The 15,737-nt window shown below is 64.1% G+C and carries 15 protein-coding genes and 1 tRNA gene; 5 read left to right on the top strand and 11 right to left on the bottom strand.

Annotation, left to right across the window (positions count from 1 at the left end; genetic code table 11):
* Position 1 precedes the first annotated feature (1 nt).
* The 4 genes from ACZ5J0_RS17485 to ACZ5J0_RS17470 form a co-directional block, all read right to left on the bottom strand.
* The gene (locus tag ACZ5J0_RS17485; RefSeq protein ID WP_165450167.1) at positions 2-175 is read right to left on the bottom strand and encodes a hypothetical protein; all 174 of its coding nucleotides are present in this window, start codon (positions 173-175) and stop codon (positions 2-4) included.
* Between the two features lie 236 nt (positions 176-411).
* Positions 412-1,254 carry a sugar phosphate isomerase/epimerase family protein gene (locus tag ACZ5J0_RS17480; RefSeq protein WP_166842174.1) on the bottom strand — a complete coding sequence of 281 codons (843 nt, stop codon included), beginning with the start codon at positions 1,252-1,254 and terminating at the stop codon, positions 412-414.
* Positions 1,251-2,465: a dihydrodipicolinate synthase family protein gene (locus ACZ5J0_RS17475; protein WP_464093675.1), complete on the bottom strand. Its 1,215-nt coding sequence runs from the start codon at positions 2,463-2,465 to the stop codon at positions 1,251-1,253. Before ACZ5J0_RS17475 ends, ACZ5J0_RS17480 begins: the two co-directional genes overlap by 4 nt.
* Complete coding sequence (locus ACZ5J0_RS17470; RefSeq protein WP_166842176.1) at positions 2,465-3,634, bottom strand: Gfo/Idh/MocA family protein; 1,170 nt, start codon at positions 3,632-3,634, stop codon at positions 2,465-2,467. The genes ACZ5J0_RS17475 and ACZ5J0_RS17470 overlap by 1 nt, the downstream gene beginning before the upstream one ends.
* A 195-nt stretch (positions 3,635-3,829) precedes the next feature.
* On the opposite strand from ACZ5J0_RS17470, the gene ACZ5J0_RS17465 reads away from it, so the two are divergent.
* Positions 3,830-4,867, top strand: a complete 1,038-nt coding sequence (locus ACZ5J0_RS17465) for a LacI family DNA-binding transcriptional regulator (protein WP_223941078.1) — start codon at positions 3,830-3,832, stop codon at positions 4,865-4,867.
* The gene (locus tag ACZ5J0_RS17460; protein WP_464093674.1) at positions 4,864-5,616 is read left to right on the top strand and encodes an alpha/beta hydrolase; all 753 of its coding nucleotides are present in this window, start codon (positions 4,864-4,866) and stop codon (positions 5,614-5,616) included. The genes ACZ5J0_RS17465 and ACZ5J0_RS17460 overlap by 4 nt, the downstream gene beginning before the upstream one ends.
* An 11-nt stretch (positions 5,617-5,627) precedes the next feature.
* Here the strand turns inward: ACZ5J0_RS17460 and ACZ5J0_RS17455 are convergent, their stop codons facing one another.
* On the bottom strand, positions 5,628-6,401 hold the full coding sequence (locus ACZ5J0_RS17455) for a sugar phosphate isomerase/epimerase family protein (RefSeq protein ID WP_142937732.1): 774 nt from the start codon (positions 6,399-6,401) through the stop codon (positions 5,628-5,630).
* A gap of 276 nt (positions 6,402-6,677) precedes the next feature.
* The gene (locus ACZ5J0_RS17450) at positions 6,678-7,532 is read right to left on the bottom strand and encodes a LysR substrate-binding domain-containing protein (protein ID WP_142937733.1); all 855 of its coding nucleotides are present in this window, start codon (positions 7,530-7,532) and stop codon (positions 6,678-6,680) included.
* A 166-nt stretch (positions 7,533-7,698) separates the two neighbouring features.
* On the opposite strand from ACZ5J0_RS17450, the gene ACZ5J0_RS17445 reads away from it, so the two are divergent.
* Positions 7,699-9,084 carry an MFS transporter gene (locus ACZ5J0_RS17445; RefSeq protein WP_142937734.1) on the top strand — a complete coding sequence of 462 codons (1,386 nt, stop codon included), beginning with the start codon at positions 7,699-7,701 and terminating at the stop codon, positions 9,082-9,084.
* A gap of 48 nt (positions 9,085-9,132) precedes the next feature.
* On the opposite strand, the gene ACZ5J0_RS17440 is transcribed toward ACZ5J0_RS17445, so the two are convergent.
* From ACZ5J0_RS17440 to ACZ5J0_RS17425, 4 genes are all read right to left on the bottom strand, one after another.
* Positions 9,133-10,290, bottom strand: coding sequence for a N(5)-(carboxyethyl)ornithine synthase (locus ACZ5J0_RS17440; protein ID WP_464093673.1), 1,158 nt, complete (start codon positions 10,288-10,290; stop codon positions 9,133-9,135).
* The gene (locus ACZ5J0_RS17435) at positions 10,287-10,421 is read right to left on the bottom strand and encodes a hypothetical protein (protein WP_011776304.1); all 135 of its coding nucleotides are present in this window, start codon (positions 10,419-10,421) and stop codon (positions 10,287-10,289) included. The genes ACZ5J0_RS17440 and ACZ5J0_RS17435 overlap by 4 nt, the downstream gene beginning before the upstream one ends.
* Positions 10,422-10,565: 144 nt before the next feature.
* Positions 10,566-10,639, bottom strand: a tRNA-Gly gene (locus tag ACZ5J0_RS17430).
* Between the two features lie 111 nt (positions 10,640-10,750).
* Positions 10,751-12,259 carry a M15 family metallopeptidase gene (locus tag ACZ5J0_RS17425; RefSeq protein WP_464093672.1) on the bottom strand — a complete coding sequence of 503 codons (1,509 nt, stop codon included), beginning with the start codon at positions 12,257-12,259 and terminating at the stop codon, positions 10,751-10,753.
* Between the two features lie 215 nt (positions 12,260-12,474).
* On the opposite strand from ACZ5J0_RS17425, the gene ACZ5J0_RS17420 reads away from it, so the two are divergent.
* Entirely contained in the window at positions 12,475-12,918 is a 444-nt protein-coding gene (locus ACZ5J0_RS17420; RefSeq protein WP_142937738.1) for an SRPBCC family protein, read from the top strand.
* Between the two features lie 55 nt (positions 12,919-12,973).
* On the opposite strand, the gene ACZ5J0_RS17415 is transcribed toward ACZ5J0_RS17420, so the two are convergent.
* Positions 12,974-15,016, bottom strand: coding sequence for a CAP domain-containing protein (locus ACZ5J0_RS17415; protein ID WP_464093671.1), 2,043 nt, complete (start codon positions 15,014-15,016; stop codon positions 12,974-12,976).
* A 109-nt stretch (positions 15,017-15,125) separates the two neighbouring features.
* Here ACZ5J0_RS17415 and dcd point away from each other — a divergent pair, with 109 nt between their 5' ends.
* Positions 15,126-15,701, top strand: a complete 576-nt coding sequence (dcd, locus tag ACZ5J0_RS17410) for a dCTP deaminase (RefSeq protein WP_142937771.1) — start codon at positions 15,126-15,128, stop codon at positions 15,699-15,701.
* Positions 15,702-15,737: the final 36 nt, after the last annotated feature.

The raw sequence follows: 15,737 nt of genomic DNA, 5'->3' as shown, positions 1-15,737 counted from the left end.
ATCAGGCCTCGGCAGGGAAACCCTGATCGGCGTCATCCCACCAGCCCTCCCAGGCGCTGGAGGTCAGGCGTTCGGTGGCGACAGCAGGGGCGTGTTCGCTGGCGGAATCGCCGGACGGCCCGCTGTGGCTGCCGCTGGCGTCGAGGAAAAAGGTCAGTGTCTTCAAGAGCATCATGGTGGTGTCCTTTCAGGGGTTTCGTGGACGTCTTTGTCCAGGTAAAACCAGCGTAGGTGCCCATTGTTTCCTCCCATCGACGCCATGTTTCAGCTGTGTACCACTTATCTCACCTGCGCGTTCGAGGACTTTTAGCTGACACAAAAGCGGGCCCCTGCCGTGACCTTGGCAGGAGCCCGCTGGCTTTGGAGCGATCCTCCCGCGGAACTTAGGGCATCCGCGGGAGGACCACGTTGTTAGGCGAACGGGAGGACGAGCTCCGCGTAGCGCTGCTTCATGGTTTCCAGGACTGCGTCGCCATCGGCGTCCCAGATTTCCTGGTTGAAGATCTCTACCTCGATGTCGCCCTTGTACCCGGCGTCCCTGACCCAGGTGCCGATGGTGGCGAAGTCGATGACGCCGTCGCCCATCATGCCGCGGGACAACAGCGCGTCCGCAGCGATGGGCAGGTTGAAGTCGCACACCTGGTACGAGGCAATGCGGTTCTCGCGGCCGGCACGTTCGATCTGCGCCTTCAGTTCCGGGTCCCACCAGACGTGGAAGGTGTCGACGGCGACGCCAACAGCCTTTGCGTCGTACGGCGCGGCGAGATCCAAGGCCTGGCCAAGGGTGGAGATGAGTGCGCGGTCCGCTGCGTACATCGGGTGCAAGGGTTCCAGCACCAGGCGGACGCCGTTTTCGGAGGCGAAGGGAACAAGTTCCTGGAGCCGGTCCGCCACGCGCTGGCGTGCAGCGACGACGTCCTTCTCTCCGGGAGCAAGCCCGCCAACCACCAGGAACAGTTCCTGGGTGTCCAGCGCTACTGCTTCGCGGACGGCTTCGAAATTGTCAGCCAGAGCTGCGGCCTGTCCCTCGGCATCGGCTGCGGTGAGGAAGCCACCGCGGCAGAGCGAGGAAACACGCAGACCGGCGTCCTTGATGAGCTTGGCGGCCTTGTCCAGTCCGGCCTCGGCCACGCGGTCGCGCCACGGCCCGATCGCGGGGATGCCGGCGCGGGCGCAACCGTCAACGGCTTCGGCCAGGGTCCATTTTTTGGTGGTGGCGCTGTTCAGGGAGAGTCGCGAGAAATCGGAGCTCATGCGCCCACCCCGTTGATCCGCAGGAAGTCAGACATCCGGAACGCGGCCAGCGACGGATCCTTCAGCAAGCCGGCTTGGTCTGCCAGTTCGAAGGTCTTGGCCAAGTGCAGCACCGAACGGCCGGAGTGCAGGCCGCCCACCATCTGGAAGCCGGGCTGCTTGCCGCTGAGCCAGGACATGAAGGCGATGCCCGTCTTGTAGTAGAACGTGGGGGCGCTGAAGATGTGCTTTCCGAGCTCACGGGTGGAGTCCAGGATGGCGCGCCCTTCGGCGCCCTGACCGGCGTCGTACTTCTGCAACGCTACCGAAGCGGCCGGGTAGATCGCCGCGAAGATGCCCAGAAGGGCGTCCGAGTGGTGCGTTTGGTCGCCGTCGATCAGTTCCGGGTAGTTGAAGTCGTCGCCGGTGTAGAGGCGGACGCCTTCCGGCAGGTTGGCGCGGAGGGCGACCTCGTGTGAGGCGTCCAGCAGCGAAACCTTCACGCCGTCAACCTTGTCCGAGTGTTCGCGGATCAGGCTGAGGAACGTTTCGGTGGCAACGGAGACGTCATCGGAGCCCCAGTAGCCTGCCAGCGCGGGGTCGAACATGGTGCCCAGCCAGTGCAGGATGACGGGCTGGTCCACTTCCTGCAGGAGTGTCGAGTAGACGTGCAGGTAGTCGTCGGCGCCGTTGGCAACCTTGGCCAGGGCGCGGGATGCCATGAGGATGACCTTGGGACCGGCCTCACTGACCACCGCGATCTGCTCGCGGTAAGCATCAATGACGGCCTGGATACCCGCTGCACCCTCGGGAAGGGCGGTGATGTCCAGCTGGTCGGTGCCGGCGCCGCAGGAAACGAGGTCCCGGACGGACTTGCCGGCGATGGCGGCGTTGCCCGCTGCCACGGCGGAAGCGGCCTCGGTGCCGGTGCGCTTGATGAGCTGCTGGGTCGCGGCCCAATCCAGGCCCATGCCGCGCTGTGCGGTGTCCATGGCATCGGCAACGCCCAAGCCATAGGACCACAGCTCGTGCCGGTACGCCAGGGTGGCGTCCCAGTCAAGCTGGGCCGGGGCGCCGGGAGTGTTGTCCGCGGAGACCTCAGGGATGACGTGTGCTGCGGCGTAGGCGCGGCGGGCCGTCAAAGGAGCAGTCGGTTTGGTCCACGATGTGGCCGCCTGAAGGCGGTACTCGCGGGTGCCGCCGTCGTCGGTGGGAAGAATCAGTGACGTCATTAGAGGGTGATCTCCGGGATGTCGATGGTGCGGCGCTCAGCCGAGGACTGCAGGCCGAGTTCGGCCAGCTGCACACCGCGTGCTGCGGAAAGCAGGCCGAAGCGGTGCTCGCGACCGGCGACGACGTCGCGCAGGAATTCTTCCCACTGCAGCTTGAAGCCGTTGTCCAGTTCAGCGTTGGCGGGGACTTCCTGCCACTGGCTGCGGAAGGATTCCGTGACGGGCAGGTCCGGGTTCCAGACCGGCTTGGGGGTGTGGGCGCGCTGCTGCGCAACGCACTTGTTCAAACCGGCGACGGCGGAACCGTGCGTGCCGTCGATCTGGAACTCAACCAGTTCGTCGCGGTAGACGCGAACGGCCCAGGACGAGTTGATCTGGCCGATGACGTCGTCGCCACCCGGGGTTTCGAGTTCGAAGATGCCGTAGGAGGCGTCGTCGGCGGTGGCCTTGTATTCCTTGCCGGCCTCGTCCCAACGTGCGGGGATGTGCGTTGCGGTCTTGGCGTTGACGCTCTTGACCTTGCCGATGATGCCTTCAAGGACGTAGTTCCAGTGGCAGAACATGTCCGTGGTCATTCCGCCGCCGTCTTCCTTGCGGTAGTTCCAGGACGGGCGCTGGGCAGCCTGGACGTCGCCTTCGAAGACCCAGTAACCGAATTCGCCACGGATGGAAAGGATGCGGCCGAAGAAGCCTTCATCCACCAGGCGGCGGAGCTTGACCAGGCCGGGGAGGTACAGCTTGTCGTGCACTACGCCTGCGGTGACGCCGGCTTCCTTGCCGATCTGTGCCAGCTCGATTGCTTCTTCCAGGGTCTCGGCCGTGGGCTTCTCGGTGAAGATGTGCTTGCCGGCGCGCATTGCCTTCTTCAGGGTGGCGGCGCGGAGGCTGGTCATGGACGCGTCGAAGATGATGTCAACGGTGGGGTCGGCAATGACGGCGTCCAGGTCGGTGGTCCACTCGGAGACCTTGTGGAGTTCGGCGAGCTCGCGGATCTTGGCTTCGTTGCGGCCAACCAGGATCGGCTCCACCTGAACCTTGGTGCCGTCTTCCAAGGTGAAGCCGCCGGCATCGCGGATGGGGAGGATGGACCGCAGCAGGTGCTGGCGGTAGCCCATACGGCCGGTGATGCCGTTCATGGCGATACGGATCGTCTTTGTTTCGAAGCCCATGTTTTCTCCAGTGCCTTGTGTGCCGGCCGCTGAGCGTTGCCGGTGCTTACTTATGTCATGTGGGAAAGCGCATTCCCGCTGCAATCGATCATGCACCATGGCGCGCCGTATTGGCAAGCGCTTTCCCAAAATTCCAAGAGAACTGCCATAATTTCCTTAGCGCCAGTCCCGACGCTTGCAGAAAAGGAGTTCCCCGTGGCCGCCAGCACACTGAGTGAAGTTGCCCGTTTGGCCGGGGTCTCCCTCGCTACGGCATCCCGGGTCCTCAACGGCTCGTCCCGCAAACCAGCAGAAGATATCGCGCAACGCGTCCGCGAAGCCGCCGACAAACTGGGTTATGTTCCCAATGCGCAGGCGCAGGCGCTCGCAAAGTCCAGTTCAGGGTTGATCGGCCTTATTGTCCACGACATCGCCGATCCCTACTTCTCTGCCATCGCCCGCGGCGTCCAGGAAGCGGCCCGCCAACAGAACCGCATGGTCCTGCTGGCCAGCACATCAGGCACCCCGCACGACGAGAAGGAAGCAGTAGCTGCATTCGCTGCCCGCCGTGCCGACTCCATCGTGATCGCCGGATCGCGCTCAGTCCGCGCCGAGGACAAGCAAGGAAACAGTGAACTCGCTGCCGAACTGGACCGCTACTGCCGCAACGGCGGGCACGTGGGAGTGGTGGGTCACCCCGTAGTTGGAGCGTCCACCACCGAGGGCTACCACGTGGTGAAGGTCCCCAATGAAGAGCTCGCCGCCGGCCTGGCCGCCGAACTGGCCGCTACCCACGACGGCGAATTCCTGATCGTTGCCGGCCCCGAAGGGCTCTACACCTCCGACGACAGGGTCCGCGGATTCCAGCGAGGACTCGAAGACGCCGGCAGGCCCACAGCGGAAATCATCCGCACCGGATTCAACCGCGCCGGGGGATATGAAGCCGGCCTGGCGCTCGCGGACCGGATCAAGGCGTCCCAAGAACGGCTCTGCATCTTCGCCGTGAACGACGTCATGGCTATCGGAGTCACTGCGGCCCTACGGCCCGAAGGGGTGTGGATTCCCCGTGATGCCACCATCGCCGGCTTTGACGACATCGAAACCCTCCGCGACTTCCGGCCCGCTCTTTCAACGGTGCATTTACCGCTCGAGGACATTGGACGCCTCGCCGCAGGAGATCCTGACACTCCGCCTGTCAGCGGGGCGGTCAAGCTCCGCCGCAGCACCGAAACCCCGGTGGAATCGCAGGTATGACCGCAGCGGAGGCCCAGGCGCCCCGAGCGCTCACGGTGATTCCCGCCGTCGGGCCTTCCGGTCTGGCGGCGCCCGCAGTTCTGGTTCTGCCCGGGGGCGGCTACGCGAAAACGGCAGACCATGAAGCCGAACCTGTGGCAGAGTGGCTCGCTTCGCTGGGGATTCACGCGTTTGTGTTGCGATACCCGGTGGCGCCGGAGCGGCATCCTGCGCCTCTGATGGCCGCCAAGGAAGCCATGCTGTGGATCCGGAGCGGGGCGCACGGGTTGACCGTTGATCCCTCACGTGTGGGGGTTCTCGGGTTTTCGGCGGGTGGGCATCTTGCCGCTACTTTGTCGGTAGGCGTGCTCGCCGGAAATCCCGGGCTGGATCGTGCTGCGTCAGTGCCGGACCTCAGCATCCTCTGCTATCCGGTGATTTCCTTCGTCGATTCCGCGCATCAGGGGTCCGTGGAGAATCTCGCCGGAGTTGGTGCCCCTGCGGATGTCCTGCGGCAGCTCTCCGCCGAGCTGCACGTCACCCCGGCAACACCGCCGGCGTTCCTCTGGCACACGGCAGACGACGAATCCGTTCCCGTCAGCCACAGCCTGGCCTACGCAGGAGCGCTCAGCCGAGCCGGAGTTGCCACGGAGCTGCACGTTTTTCCCAACGGTATCCACGGCATCGGCCTGGCAGCCGGAACGCCCGGTGCCGAGCAATGGACCGGGCTCTGCGCCGCGTGGCTTCGCCGGATGGGTTGGACTGCGTAGCGGTCTCCGGGCTAGTCCTCACCCAGAGTGATGGTGTGCAGGAACGCGGCGTCGTTGAGCACGTTGTCCGGGAGGTCGTCCTCCACGAATTCCAGCATGATGTCCATGTCCTTGCCGTTGCCCCGGAGGACATCGGTGACGGTCTGCCACAGCAACTTCCGATTCCGAAGCGGGAAACGCTCAGCTTCGGGGCCCCACGAGAAACAGTGCACGCCCACCAGATGCGGCAAGACTTCGTGGAGGGACTCAAGGGCCTGCTTGTCTGAAAGCCCGACGGCGGGCTGCCAGTAGGTGCCGACGTTGGCGTGGTTGACCCGGTCCAGTAGGTCGAGGGTGGTGGCGGGGGAGTCGGTGAGAGTGTTGCCGTGGTACTCGAAAGCGATGGCGACTCCGCGCGCCGCGGCAAGATCGGCAATGCGCCGGGTGTCCTTCACAACTGCGTCCCAGTGTTCTTGGCTGGCGTTCGCGGAACCGAGTTCCCCTGCCCAGACGCGGATCCTTGGCGCGCCTAAGGAGGCGGCGAGGTCCAGTGCCCGGCCGAAGTCTCCAAAGGCCCCGCAGCGGTAGTACGAGCCGAGCGATAGGACTGTCAGTCCGGCAGCCGCCGTGGCGTCCTTCGCGTGCGCGGCTGATTCTGCGTCACTGACATGGACGTCAGTACCCCACTCGATGCCGGCCAGGCCCGCATTCGAGGAAATTCGGACCACCTCGTCGATTCCGTGTGCGCGGAGGGTGACGGAACAAATGCCAGGCGTGAGGTCAGCCAGCGTGGTGAGGTCGATCATCGTCTTAGGATACCGGGAATGCGCTTACCCAGTAATGGCGTATCGCATGTCGAACACATCCGCACCCGTTTCCGCCGCGCGCACCCCTTGAGCGCCGGCGGCGCACCCAGTCCCGCCGTGCGCGCCCGTTTTCGACCCGTGCACCCGTTTTCGACCCGTGCACCCCTTGAACGCCGGCGTCGCACCCGTTTCCGGCGTGCGCAGCAGCGGTTATGGGTGCATTCGGCGTTAAGGGGTGCGCAGGTGGAACCCAGCCCGGCCAAGCCGCCCGGTCCACTAGTTCGACTTGCTCAGCGTCCGGCCCATGATCGCCTGGGTGAGGGCATCGATCACTTCGGCGTTGGCCAGCGGGTTCCGGATCAGGGTGAAGTCGACGTCCCCCACTGGCGGGAGGCCGAACCGCTGGGTGATCACTTTCAGGTCCTCGGGCACCAGCGAGGCGGGCATGACCGCAACTCCAATGCCCGCGCGTACCGCAGCCAACACTCCGCTGATCTGCTTGGTGCTGCACGTGATCCGCCAGGTCCGCCCCTCGGCTTCCAAGGCATCGATGGCGAGCTTTCGGCTGAGGCTGGGTGCCGGGTAGGCGATGAGCGGGACCGGCGCCCCGGGCTCAAGAATGGTTTGCTCGACGCCCACCCACGCAAAGTTGTCGTGCCGGACTACAGTGCCTTCCTTGGCTCCGGCCACCCATTTCACGAACACCAGGTCCAGTTGCCCGGCATTGAGCCGCTTGTAGAGCTGGTCACTTTGGCTGACGGTGAGCTCCAGGTTGATTTGCGGGTACAGCTGCCGGAACTCGCGAAGGATCCGGGGAAGGCCGGTGATGGCGAGGTCGTCTGCGGTGCCAAAGCGGAGCCGCCCGCGCATGGCTGAACCGGAGAAGTAGCGGGCGGCGGAGTCGTGGGCGGCAAGGATGCTGCGGGCAAATCCGGCCATTGCGTCGCCGTTATCAGTGAGCCGGACCTCGCGCGTATCGCGGGCAACCAACACCCGTTTGGCGGAGGCCTCGAGCTTGCGGACGTGCTGGCTTACGGTTGGTTGCGCGAGTCCCAGGCGTTCTGCAGCCTTGGTGAAACTCAGCGTCTCTGCGACGGCCAAAAAGGAACGGAGCTGGACAGGTTCGAACACGTAACTCCTCAAGCGCAGGTCAGCGCCGGGCCGGAGTACTGCGCCATTGGAGAGGGCTCATTGCATTCCGCAATGCTAGTTATAGGCGCAATACGCTTCCATAATTGCTGCTGGCAACCATAGCGTTAAACGTATCCCACCGAAACTCTCGATCCGAGGACTACTTTTGGCACCCCCACCGCCTTCAGCGGCAAACGTCAGCCAGCCCGTCATCGATTCCCTCTCCGCGCCTCAGCCGCCGGACACCGTCACCCAGCCGCTCGCCGTCGTGAGTGAAAAGCTGCCCTGGCGGCATACTTTCATCTCCCTGAAGGTCCCCAACTTCAGGATCTTCGCGATTGGCCACTTTATAGCCGTGATCGCCATCTGGATGCAGCGCATTGCCCAGGACTGGATGGTGCTTCAACTCTCCGGGTCCGTCACCGCGGTCGGAATTACGGTGGCGTTGCAGTTCATGCCGTCACTTTTCCTTGGCCCTTGGGGTGGCATGATTGCCGACCGTTTTGCCAAGCGCAAGATCCTCATCATCTGCCAATCGGCGGCCGCGGTACTGGCCGCCCTCCTCGCGGTGCTGTCCCTGAGTGGCCGCGTCGAAGTATGGCACGTCTACGTGATCGCCCTTGCCTTGGGCTTCGTGACTGTTCTGGACCAGCCAGCCAGGCAGGTGTTCGTCAACGAGCTCGTCGGACCCAAGTACCTGCGCAACGCCATCAGTGTGAACTCCACGACCTTCCAGCTCGGCGGGCTGATCGGTCCCGCCCTGGCCGGTGTGCTGCTCACAGCAGTTGGTGCCGGCTGGGCCTTCGCCGCCAACGCCGTGGCATGCTGCTCCACGGTGGCCATGCTGCTGATCCTCCGCAAGGACCAGCTGCACCTCAGCCAACCGACGCCGCGCAAGAAGGGCATGCTGCGCGAAGGCCTCAACTACGCGCTCAGCAAGCCAACCATCTACTGGCCATGGTTGATGGCCGGCTTCGTAGCAGTTTTCGCCATGAGCCTGCCGGTACTGCTGGCCGCCTTCGCGGACCACGTGTACGACGCCGGTGCCGGAGGCTACGGCCTGCTGAACGCTATGGTTGCGCTCGGTGCACTCGCGGGAGCGGTGGCGTCCACCCGGCGTCGTCAGTTGCGGTTGCGCTCGGTGGTGACCTCCGCCGGGTTGTACGGTTTGATGCTCTGCGTGTCCTCACTGATGCCAACCATGGTGTGGTTCAGCGTCACTATGGTCCTGGCCGGATTCTGGTGCCTGATGTTCCTCACTGCAGCCAACCAAATGGTGCAGACCAGCTCCAACATGAGCATCCGCGGCCGCGTCATGAGCCTGTACCTGGTGGTGCTGATCGGCGGCCAGGCAATCGGCGGTCCCATGATGGGTTGGCTCGCCGAGCACCTCGGTCCGCACCTGGCCGTCCTGATCTCCGGTGGGGTGCCGGCCATCGCAGCTGCGGTAGTCGCCGTCGTACTGGCCAGGAAGTCATCCCTGCACATCAAGGTGGACCTGCGTGATCGGCGTCGGGTGCTGCGGATCGTGCGGGAGCCGCAGACCGCCTAAACAGGTGAAGCGCCCCAGCCGAACCGGGGCGCTTCATGTGGCGTGGCGCTAGGCCGCAGGTATGTGCGGATACTCCGCTGAGCGTCTCTGGAACTCCAGGACGTCCGGGTTCCGGATCACGCCGTCACGGATTTCGATGGCGCGGGAGATGGTCTCGTTGGCATCCCACCCGTCCGGTCCCGCCACCACGGTGTCCAGGAACGGCAGCAGGGCCTCGCTGATTTCCCAGCTGGCCGAGTTCCACAGGTAGGACGGGCTGTGGTCCACTGCGTAGTAATTGACGTGCCCACCAACGCGGAACATGGGCTCGTCGAACGTGGTGGTCCGTGCCCAGCTGAAGCCCATGCCTTCGTCGCACGAAACATCCACGATGAGGCTGTCCGGCTGGAATTCGGCCAGGTCCTCCGTGCGCAGATATGTCAGCGGCGCATTGGGGTCCTGCAGGGTGCAGTTCACCACGATGTCCGCCGCTGCAAGGAACGGCGCAAGGGGTTTGCGGCCCTTGTCCGTGATGACTTCGCTCAGGAAAGGCGCCTTGCTGTCATGGTCGAACTGCACGATCCGCACTGAGTGGATCGGAGACCCGACGGCGGCGACGCCACGGTTTGTCAGGACCTGGACGTCGTGGATGCCATGGGCATTGAGCGCCGTGACAGCACCGCGGGCGGTGGCACCGAAGCCAATGACGACGGCGCTGAGCCGGCGGCCGTAGTCGCCGGTGGAACCCGTCAGGGCCAGGGCGTGCAGCACGGAGCAGTACCCGGCGAGCTCATTGTTCTTGTGGAAGACGTGGAGGCCGAAGCCACCATCGCCCGCCCAGTGGTTCATCGCTTCAAAAGCAATGAGCGTGAGCTTCTTGTCGATTGCCAACTGGGTGATCGCCCGGTCCTGCACGCAGTGCGGCCAGCCCCACAACGTTTGACCGTCACGGAGTTCAGCCAGATCCTGGGCCTGCGGCTTAGGGAGGAGGATGACGTCGCTGTTGGCAATCAATTCCTCACGCGTTCCGAGCCCGCCTACCAAAGACTCAAGTTTGCTGTCCGGAACGCCGAACCGCTCGCCGTAGCCATGCTCGAAGCGAAGTTGCCCGCGAACTTCAGGGGCAATCCGCTCCAAATGCTGCGGGTGGATCGGTAGACGGCGCTCATTGGGCTTCAGCGAGGAAGCCAGGACGCCTATGCTGAGCTGGCCGGTTGGCGCGGTCACTTCTTGTTGCCGGTGGAAGGCTTCGCGGCCTCGGTGGCGGAAGACTCGGAAGCCCGCTTATCCGCACGTTTTTCCTTGATGGATTTACTGGATTTCTTTGATGCGGTTTGGCGCGGTGATTTGTCGCCCATGATGGCTCCCTTAGAGCGGAGCCGCGATGGCTCCTGACTCCTGACGATACACCTTCCCCGGACCGGGTTGTGGCCGGAGTCACGAGGGCTGGGCGGCAGCCTGGAGACAAAAGAAACCCCGGATCGTTGGATCCGGGGTTTTCTTGGAGCGGGCGACGGGAATCGAACCCGCGTATCGAGCTTGGGAAGCTAGCGCTCTACCATTGAGCTACGCCCGCGTTGCCCGGGAAAAATCCCCTGAGCGAGTCCTAGCTTAGCGCAGTTGCGGGACTCCTCATGACCGGCGCACCGTAGACCGCTGCGGGCCGTCACCGCGGCCCACCCCGGCCCTATTTGAACAGCTTCATGCCATTCCAGCCGTTGCCCACCTGGCGCTGGGCACCCCAGACCCCCGCACCCAGGGCGTAGTCCACAAGATAGCCGTCCACGGTATGGGCAGTGATGCTGCGCGTTCCCGGGCCCGACAAACCGAAGCTCGGAACCAGCGCCTTCATGGTGCCCCAGCCGGAACCAATGGTGGTGGGCAGTCCCGCGAAGCCGCCACTGCCGTTGCCGGGGTAGCTGAGCAGGTGCCCGGAGGTTGTGGTGGCCAGGATGTCGTTGGCGCCGTCGGCATTCCAGTCGGCCATGGTCAGGCCCATTCCAGCCCAGCCGCTTCCAATGTCCACGCGGTAGATCAATGCCCTGCCCATGGTATTGGGGTAGTAGCGCAGCCCGCCATCCGGGAAGTAGCCAACGACCCCCGGGAAGCGTTCCGCGGCGGACCATTTGCCCACGGTGATGTTCATCTTGTCCCAGTCACCGGTTCCCACCACGATCTGAGTGGAGAAAGCACCGCCAGGCCAGCCCGTAAACAAGCCCAGAGTGCCGTTGTCCCATTGAGCCAGGATGTCGTACACGCCATCAGAATCCCAGTCCACTACGAAGGCCTGCTTCAAGCCATGCCAGTTGGAGCCGATCACCGTGGGAACGCCGTAGCCGCCACCGCCGTGCGCAGGGTAGCGAAGGAGCCGGCCGGAAGAGTCTGCGGCCACCAAGTCCGCTCCGGAGGTGATGCTCGCATAAGCGGTGGGATTGCCCGCAAAGTACTGTTCCATGGTGGGAAAGCCCCGGCGTTTCATATCGGTGGCCAGATCCACGCCGACGTAACGCAGGTGCCACGGCTCATAGCTGTAGCCCGTGATGTTCGTATAACCGTTGGGATAGCGGACTATGAAGCCGTACTTGTGGGCATTCGCGGCCACCCAGATGCCGGCGGCCGTGTCACCGAAACACGTACTAAGCCCGCACGATCCGTTGGCGTTCCCCACATCCACAGCCAATCCGGTCTGATGCTCGCTGTGTCCTGGGCGTGCCGAAATGAGATCCGCCTGGGCCTGGCCGTAGATGCTGACGTAGTAGGAGTAAACCTGCTGCTGCTGCGCGTAGGAACGGTAGCCGCTCACCACTGCAAGCCCGCCCGTGCCGGCATCGGCCGCACCTTGGAACAAACCGTTGAGCCATGCCGCAGCTTCGGCGCGCAGGTACTGCCCGGAGCCGCGGGCATTAACAAGGTCGCCCGGAGCGTAGCTCACAGGATTCAGGGGCCTGGATTTATTGACCAAAACAGAGTAGCTCGCGGGGTTTCCCACAGGATCGACGCTCGGCAGCGGATTCGCTGCGGTTGGCACCGCTGCTTGAACGACGGCGGCCTGTGCTGCCGTGCCAGGGACCGGCGCTGCCGTGGCAGGCGCCCCAGCCATGACCCCGCCAGCTACCGCCAGGCTGAAGATCGCAGCGCAAGCTGCCAGTCGTCGTCGTGCGTTCCCCACGGAACCCGAATGATTTTTCCCTCGCATAACGCCCCCAATTTTTTTGTAACCAGCCGCAGGCACTCTACCCGGCCCGCGGTCGCCTGTCAGCAGTTACCCGCAATAATCGGCAGATAACCATTCGGTCAAGGCTCGGCAGTCTTGTGTCGTGGGCGCCCCGCCCCTGACTATTCTGAAGGTGTTAGCTGCAGCGTATGGGGAACCGGGCTACGAATATTCGACCGTACGCCGAAAGAGGTTCCGTGGCATTCGCAGCCCATGAAGTGGTGATCAATAGGGACGCCATGACCGTCTACGGATTCCTCATGGACGGGATGAACAACTCCCTCTGGCGTTCCGGAGTGCGCAGCATCGCGCTTCGGTCCGGCGTTCGCGGCCAAAAAGGTGCCCTGTACCAGCAGACGATAACCGGCCCCGGCGGCCGCCCCGTCGCCGCCGACTTCAGGATCACCGACGCCCGCCCAGGAGCCGAAGTCCGCTATTCCGTGGTGACAGGGCCAGCACGGTCCACCGGCGGTTTCTACCTCAGCACCGAAGGCAACACCACCCGGCTCCGGTTCGCCCTTGAATACCACCCCAAGGGCCTGCGTAAGCTCATGAACGGCGTGATCCAGAAAGCGTTAGAGGGCGAAGTGGCGCAGCTGGAACAGCTCAAGATTGCCATCGAAGCCCACCCTGAGGGGTAGTCGCCGCTGTTGACGTACGACGCCGACGCCCGGGTTAGGCGTTGAGGCGCAGCTTCTACTGGGCGAACTTCAGCCCGCCCCAACCGATGCCTATAGTCACCGGAGTTGTGAGGCGTCCGGTATTGAGATCCCAATACTCAACAACACCGTTGCGGTTCAGCCCGGCAACACCCGTCGAGTCGGGACCGGTCACACCTCGCAGCGTTCGCAGCCCGATGTAATCCGTCCATTCAGCACCCACTACCGGACGCGATTCCTGCTTGGGCGTGCCCAGTCCGCTGCCCCGATACAAGCGGAGGGTGCCGTTGGCCTCAGTGGTGAGCAAATCCTGGAATCCGTCGGCGTTGTAATCCACCATGTTCAGTCTGATGGCCGGGAAACCCGTTCCAATCGCCGCCTGCGCACGAATATAGGCCAGGCCCGCGTTCTTGTAGAGGTACAGGTTACCGCCCGAGTCCATGGCTACGATCTGGGGAAGCCGGTTGTTGGCGCACCACGTGCCCACGGCAATGTTTAGCGTCCCCCAGCCCTGGCCCAGTGCAACGGGATCCTTGAAACCTCCTGCCTGAAGACCGGGATACACCAAGAGGGCGCCGTCGAGTCTTTGGGCGATCAGGTCAAACACCCCGTCGCGGTCCCAGTCCGTAATGAAGAGGTCCTTCAGCCCGGTGAACCCGAGTCCGATTCTCTTGCCACCGCCGTACCGGCCGCCACCCCACGAAGGGTAGGCCACCACGGAACCGTCGCCGGCGATTGATACCAGGTCTGCAGCGCTGCTGATCGATGCCGCGCTGAGGTTAAGGGTGGGTGGTTGGTGCTTGCTGCCAGGTTCGCAGACACCTACAGGATCCGTTGGTGGCGGGACGGTGCCGCCCGGGCTGGTGGTGGTCCCTGCCGGCAAGGTGGTGTAGCCGAAGAAATTCACCACACCCCAGAGCGTGAATCGATTCGGGGTGGTCTGCCAATTTCCATCCGTGTACGTGATGCCGATGCCCATGACATTGAACCGAGGATCACGGAGAAGCGCATCGTGCCCCGGCGATCCCTTCCACCACTCCACAAGCTGCGCCGCGTCCCGGTCCCAGCGGACAGCGATCACCTCACCCGCGCCGTTGTTGGGGTTCAGCGCTCGAGGATCCGTCCAGAAATTGGCGCGGTGCTGGATCACCTCACGCGTTGCAATGTTGTTGGACCAATCCTGCGCCAGGCTGGCCACAGTTGCGTGGTACTTCACGGGGGCCAGGCCGAGCGATGCGCGGTAACTGTTGATCGCGTTGAAAACCGTCAGGATCGCTGCCGTGTTGCTGTCAGGGAGGAGGGCCAGGGCGCCGTTGTCAGGATTAATGTCGCCGCTGGGGGCCTTTCCCGGGAACGGCGCGGGGGCGGTGGGTGAGGGTGCCGGGTTTTGGGTTACTGCAGGGGGCGGAGGCGGAGCTGATCCAGATGGTGCGGTGTCGACTGCTGGGGGTTCGGTTGCCGGAGGTTCGGTCGCCGGGGGTGGAGAGGCGGTGTCAGTGGGCGACGGGCTCGGAGAGCCCGTCGGTTCCGTCGGTTCGGTGGGTGAGGCTGGTTCGGTGGGTGAGGCTGGTTCGGTGGGTAAGGAGTCCGCGGGGTTCGGTCCTGCGGCCGGGGCCGTCGGCGGTGCCTCACTGGGGACGGTGCCGGCGGTCACTGGTGGCGCCGGTTCAGTTGCCGGCGGTCCGGAGACACCAGGGTCCGAGGGGTTGTCCGGACCCCACGAGGGCCCGATGCTGGGCAACGGCGGCGGAGTTTCAAAGACGGGATCCACGGCGACGGGACCACCGTTTGAGTCGGCTCCCGTCGTGATGCCTGGTGTCGGCGTCGAAGTCCCTGCGTCCGGGGCGGGCGCCGTGGACGGCTGGGATACGTTGCCGGCTGCCGGGAGGGGCGCGGAAGGTGCGGGCTCCGCCGTCGTGCTTTCCGTCGGTCCCGTCAGTCCTGACGGGACCTCTGCCGAAGGGGTGGACGTGGGGCCGGGGTTGGTCTGCGTTGAGGGAAAAATCTGGCTGGAAGCAACCACCCCGAGAGCCAGGGTGCAGGCCAGCACAATGGCGGCAGGCGCAGCCAGTTTTCTCACAATTACCCCGCGAATGCTCGTTGCCCCCAAGTACGGGCGCGGTTGTACATGTCCGGGAACTATAGTCCCATGGGGCGGCGTGGACAATGCATGGGGTATTTTTGATGCTGTGCTGATCTCTGACCGCGATATTCGTGCCGAAATAGAATCCCAACGGATTGTTCTTGAACCGTACGACCCCGCGATGGTTCAGCCGTCTTCCGTGGACGTGCGGATTGACCGGTTCTTCCGGCTCTTCGACAACCATAAATACGCCCACATCGACCCCGCCGAGGAACAACCAGAACTCACCCGGTTGGTGGAAGTGGAGGGCGACGAGCCATTCATTCTTCACCCAGGGGAGTTCGTGCTCGGTTCCACCTACGAAACTGTCAGCTTGGCCGACGACATTGCCGCGCGCCTCGAGGGGAAGTCATCCCTGGGGCGGCTTGGGCTGCTGACGCACTCTACGGCCGGCTTCATTGACCCCGGTTTCTCGGGTCACGTGACCTTGGAGCTCTCCAACGTTGCCACGTTGCCCATCAAACTGTGGCCGGGCATGAAGATCGGCCAGCTGTGCTTCTTCCGTCTGACGTCCTCCGCTGAGCACCCCTACGGTTCCGGTGAGTACGGCAACCGCTACCAAGGCCAGCGTGGACCCACCGCCAGCCGCAGCCACCAGAACTTCCACCGGACGTCCATTTAGCGTCTTCTGGCGTGCCGCCGAGGGGTTAGCCCCCTG

The sequence above is a fragment of the Arthrobacter sp. DualSoilB13 genome (assembly GCF_055389195.1).
The sequence above is the reverse complement of the archived record's forward strand: the minus strand, read 5'-3'. Positions and strand labels throughout refer to the sequence as shown.